General features: G+C 68.8%; 2 protein-coding genes. Both read left to right on the plus strand.

Annotation, left to right across the window (positions count from 1 at the left end; genetic code table 11):
* On the plus strand, positions 1-277 hold a 277-nt coding region (locus IE274_RS39080; RefSeq protein ID WP_229910123.1), incomplete at its 5' end, for a transposase family protein.
* 935 nt (positions 278-1,212) lie between these two features.
* A protein-coding gene (locus tag IE274_RS40585; protein WP_443732154.1) for an IS630 family transposase occupies positions 1,213-2,316 on the plus strand; the annotation gives its coding sequence in 2 pieces (ribosomal slippage) (positions 1,213-1,688 and positions 1,687-2,316; 1,106 coding nt annotated over the 2 pieces). This gene is flagged as partial in the annotation.

Consider the following 2,316-nt stretch of genomic DNA (forward strand, 5'->3'; position numbering starts at 1 on the left):
CATCCGCATCTGCGAGCGCCAAGGCGTTCCCATCCTGGCCGACCTCGCCTACCAGAGCGCCGGCCCATGGGTGACCACGGGCATCAAACGCAGGCCCCTGCAGGACCTCACCTCAACCGAGAAGACCCGCAACCGGGCCCTGGCCGCAGCACGCGCACCCGTCGAACGCGGCGTCGCCCGCCTGAAGTCCTGGCGCATCTTCCGCAGATCCCGGTGCAGCCCGAACCGCATGACGTCAATCGCCAAGGCCATCCTCACCCTTGAGCGGCAACGCTGAAGAAGCTCATTGAAGCTCTCTGCAGCGGCGGCTGACGGTTTGAGGCCGCCGTTCCAGCTGGACACCCTGGACACACCACTGCACTCGCCCGCCGCCCGCCGCCCGGGCATTGACATCCGCCGCTCCCAGGTCCGTCCGCAGGATCCTCCTCGCGAAGGGTGCCGCGAGCGTTACCTCCCCGCTCAACGCGCGCCCCAGACCCTGGACCTGGGGCAGTCAGTCCAGCACCGCCCCGTTAACTCCGACGCCGCTTTGAGTACCGACTGTGTGGAACGCAGCACAGCTGCTGCGCCTGGGCGCCACGGAGTTCGGCGACATCTTGGGGACACGTTGGCAGGCATTCCGCCAGCTCGGCAGGTCCGCACGCCTGATCGCCGACGGCCCTGTTGCGCTCACGCGCCTGCCCCGGGGGCGATGCGTGCCAGTAGCGGCTGGAGTAGTCAATTCATGGCCGTCTGTTGATGAGCCGAAGCCTGGACGGTGGCCGGCCGCCCTCGCGATGCTGAGGGCGGCCGGGGCTCTCTGCCCAGACACCGGTGATCCAACCGGTGTTTCCTGCAGGGGCAGAGCGCCCCTCCTCCGCGAGGGAGGCCGGAGCTGCGTCCGTCACAAGAAGCTGGTGCGGGCGGGGCTCACGGCGCGGAGGAGACTCACCTGAAAGCCAACTCGGCGCCGCCGCGGAACTTCACGACGCAGAGATGGCTCGCTTCATGGCTGCATGCGGTATAGGAAGCCAGAAGGCAGCCGATGATCCGGTAGGCCACTTACCGACGGATAATCCTGGACGCCATCAGATAACCACGGCCATCCGGCGCTTAGAAGTGCTGCCGATGTGCCTCGCGTGTGCCTCTGCCCTAATAGGACTCCGTTACTGATCTCTTCGGGATGTTGTCGGAGTGGGTGACGGGTGGTGATCCCTGCGGTAGGCCGGGGGCATGCGGTACGCGCAGGGCGGCGGGCTGACCGCCGAGCGACGGCGCATGCGGGAACAGATCCGGTTCGAGGCAGGTGAGCGGTTCGCGCGGGGCGAGAGAAACGCGCTGGTCGCGAAGGATCTGCGGGTGAGTGAGCGGTCGGTGGAGCGCTGGCGGCGGGCCTGGCGCGAAGGCGGCACGACCGCCCTCGCCTCGGCCGGACCGCCGAAACTGCCCAAGCTGACCGACGACCGGTTCGCCGAACTGGAGAAGGAGCTGGCCAGAGGCCCGGCCGTGCACGGCTGGGAGGACCAGCGCTGGCCCCTGGCGAGGATCCGCGCACTGATCTTCTGGAAGTTCAATCTGGACGTCTCGCCGGCGGCAGTCTGGCGGCTGCTGCACCGGCACGGCTGGTCCTGGCAGTCGCCCGCCCGCCGGGCCCTGGAACGCGACGAGCACGCCGTCGAGTTGTGGAAGAAGGATGTGTGGCCGCAGGCGGAATGACCGCGGCGGCGCTCGGGGCCTTTCTCGTCTTCGAGGACGAGGCGGGTTCGGGATGACCCCGCCACGGGCCCGCACCTGGGGCCGGCGCGGAGACACGCCGGTGGTGCGGGTGCGCGGCCGGTCCTGGCGCCGCTACTCGATCGCCGCCCTGTGCTGCTACCGGCCCGGCGAGCCCTCCCGGCTGATCTACCGGCCGCACCGGCACCGCAAGCACCGCGGCAAGGGACGCAACAGCTTCGCCTGGACCGACTACCGCGACCTCATCGTCCGCGCTCACCTCCAGCTCAAGGCCCCCATTGTCCTCATCTGGGACAGTCTCAACACTCACCGGGCCGCCGGAATGCGTCAGTACGCCGCCGAACACGACTGGCTCACCATCATCCACCTGCCGCCCTACGCACCGGACCTGAACCCGGTGGAAGGCATCTGGTCGCTGCTGCGGCGCGGACCGCTGGCCAACGTCGCCTTCACCGACGACGACCACCTCGAACGCACCCTCCGCCGCAGCCTGCGGCACATCCAGCACCGCCCCGACCTGATCGACGGCTGCCTCACCGGCACCGGACTTAGTACTCCAGTGGGACTTCACCATTCGCGCTGGTCAGAGGCGGTCCTTCGAGC

Source organism: Streptomyces flavofungini (genome assembly GCF_014650815.1).
Classification (GTDB): Bacteria; Actinomycetota; Actinomycetes; order Streptomycetales; family Streptomycetaceae; genus Streptomyces; species Streptomyces flavofungini.